The sequence below is a fragment of the Rhizobacter sp. P1_G5 genome (assembly GCF_056405435.1).
Genome location: NZ_JBFUCB010000760.1, coordinates 1 through 2,589 on the forward strand (window position 1 = coordinate 1; position 2,589 = coordinate 2,589).

Here is a 2,589-nt window from a genome sequence, read left to right on the forward strand (position 1 = left end):
CCCTCGAACGTGAACTTGAATGCGTTCGACAGCAGGTTCAGGACCACCTTCTCCCACATGTCGACATCGACGAACACCTCGTGCGGGAGCGTGTCGCAGGCGACGACGAAGAACACGTTCTTCGCGCGGTCGAGCTCGGCCAGGGCCTCGGCCTTCTGCTGCTCTTCGAGCCGCGCGCGCACCTCGCCCAGGCGCGACGCGACCTGCGAGCCCACCAGCGACAGGAAGCTGCGGTAGGCATCGTCGAGCCGCCGGCGCGGGCTGATGCCCACCACCAGCGCGCCGACATTGGGCGCCCGCCCCGCCACCGCCAGCGGCAGCACGACGGCCTGCTGCACCGGTTCGGTCCACGCGCCGCGGATCTCGCCGAAGTGCTGCGGCTGCAGCGACGACGCATCGCCCGCCAGTCGGCGCGGCAGTGCCTCGGGCGGCACGTTGGCCGTCTGCGTGACGCGGCCGAGCGCCGGGTCGCTGCCGTCGGCGGCATCGGGCAGGTAGAGCACGGCGAACGGCAGGTCCTGCGGGCTGTTGCCGAGCGTGGCGACCAGCTGCGCCGCGGCGGCCGCGAGCGTCGGCAGCTCGCGGATCGGCAACGCGGCCAGCTCGCGCAACAGGCGCAGCCGGCGCTCGCCGATCGCGCGCTCGGTGTCCTCGACGACGACGCACAGCATGCCGGCCACGCGATCGGCATCGTCATACACCGGGCTGTACGAGAAGGTGTGGAAGGTTTCCTCGAGGTAGCCGCTGCGCTCCAGGAACAGCTGCAGCCCCTCGTCCCAGGTGGCGGTGCCGGTGCTCAGCACCTGGTCGATGCGCGGGCCGATGTCGTGCCAGATCTCGGCCCAGACCACGTCGGCGCGCGCGCCGAGCACCCAGTCGCGCTTGATGCCGACGGTCGGCAGGTAGGCGTCGTTGCAGAAGAACGTGGCTTCGCTGCCCCAGGCCATCCACATCGCGAAGCGCGAGTCGAGCATCACCCGCACGATGGTCTTCAGGCTCTGCGGCCAGCCGGCGGGGTCGCCGAGCGGCGTGCGGCCCCAATCGAAGGCGCGCATGCGCGCGCCCATCTCACCACCCCCTTCGAGGAACCTCAGCGATGCATCGACCATCACGGCATGCTAGCGGCGAAAGCAACAGCCGGTCACGCGCGTTACGGAGGCCATGCGAGCCGGCGCACCGGCTCGGTTAACCTCGCGGATTGTCCAACCCTCCGACATCTCCCATGCGCCTCGTCCCGATCGCCTGCCTGCTGTGGTTCTCCTGTGCCGCCATGGCGCAATCCAAGGACGAGGTCGTCGAAGGCGGGCTGCAAAGCGGCCAGCGCTACCAGATGGCACAGCACTGCGGCGCGAGCGATGCCGCGCTCGATGCCTTCAAGGGCCGCTTCGAGACCGAGGCGCATGGCCGCTCGGACCTGCTGGCCAAGCTGGACGTCAACATCCTGAAGCTGTTCATGCAGGGCCGCCTGAACGGCGACCTCGCGTTCGAGGAGCTGAAGGCCAAGCCGCAGGCCGAGCGCGACGCCGCCTGCCAGCAGGCGCTGAAGCAGATCGGCGCGAAGGCCTGATCAGGCCGCTCGATCGGCCCCTTGATCGACCCCTCGCCAGGCTGCCTGCAGCGCGGCCGCGACCGGCGCGCTCGCCGGGGTCATCGGCGCGCGCAGCGTGGGGCCGATCCGGCCGAGCGCCGCGAGCTGCGCCTTCAGCGGGCCCGGGTTCGGCTCAGCGAACAGCGCCGCCACCATCGGTGCGAGCGCATGGTGCAGCCGGCGGGCGCGCGGCAGGTCGCCCGACTGCAGCGCGTCGAACAGCTCGACGAAGCGCCGCGCATGCAGGTGCGCACTGGCCGCGATGGCGCCCTGCCCGCCCTGGCACAGCGTCGTGAAGATCTGGTGGTCCTCGCCGGCCAGCACCGCGAGGCGGCCGTCGGCGATCAGCGCCTGCGTCTTGCGGGCGTCGCCGCCGCAGTCCTTCAGGCCGGCCACGCCGGGAATCCCGGCCAGCGTGCGCAGCGTCGCCAGGCTCAGCTCGACGCCGGTGCGGTACGGGATGTCGTAGACGACGATCGCGCGCGGTGCCGCGGCGGCCGCGACCTCGCGGTAGAAATCGACGACGCCCTGTTGCGACGGGCGCACATACGACGGTGGCGGCACCAGGAAGCCTGCGACGGCCTGTTCTCCGAAGCGCCGGCACGCCGCCATCACCTCGCGCGGCGCGATGCCGCTCACGCCCATCAGCACCGGCCGCCCGCCGGCCGCCGACAGCACGGTGCCCAGCACGGCGGCCTGCTCGGCCTCGTCGAGCGTCGCGGCCTCGCCGGTGGTGCCACAGGCGACCAGGCCGTGGATGCCATCGGCCACCAGGGATTTGACCAACGCGGCGAGCCGTTCATGGTCGACGCGCCCGTCCGCCGCGAACGGCGTGATGACGGGAACCCAGATGCCTGAGAGCTGCTGCATGAATCCATTCCTCGCGCCGGCGGACACGCCGGACCAGGCTGGGCATTCTAGGCAGGACGGGCCGAGTCGCATTCAAGGCCGCTCGGCAATTGCCGACCTCAGGGTCACGGAGGCGGAACGGAGTATCTGGC

At 71.3% G+C, this 2,589-nt stretch carries 3 protein-coding genes; 1 reads left to right on the plus strand and 2 read right to left on the minus strand.

Annotated elements, in window-relative coordinates; all coding sequences use genetic code 11:
- Positions 1-1,109, minus strand: a 1,109-nt coding sequence (locus AC1D12_RS30650) for a GAF domain-containing protein (protein WP_477844997.1), incomplete at its 3' end; no start/stop codon positions are given.
- Positions 1,110-1,222: 113 nt separating this feature from the next.
- Between AC1D12_RS30650 and AC1D12_RS30655 the strand changes: the two genes are divergently transcribed.
- The gene (locus AC1D12_RS30655; protein WP_477828087.1) at positions 1,223-1,567 is read left to right on the plus strand and encodes a hypothetical protein; all 345 of its coding nucleotides are present in this window, start codon (positions 1,223-1,225) and stop codon (positions 1,565-1,567) included.
- Here AC1D12_RS30655 and dapA read toward each other — a convergent pair whose 3' ends face one another.
- The gene (gene dapA, locus AC1D12_RS30660; RefSeq protein WP_477828088.1) at positions 1,568-2,458 is read right to left on the minus strand and encodes a 4-hydroxy-tetrahydrodipicolinate synthase; all 891 of its coding nucleotides are present in this window, start codon (positions 2,456-2,458) and stop codon (positions 1,568-1,570) included.
- Positions 2,459-2,589: the final 131 nt, after the last annotated feature.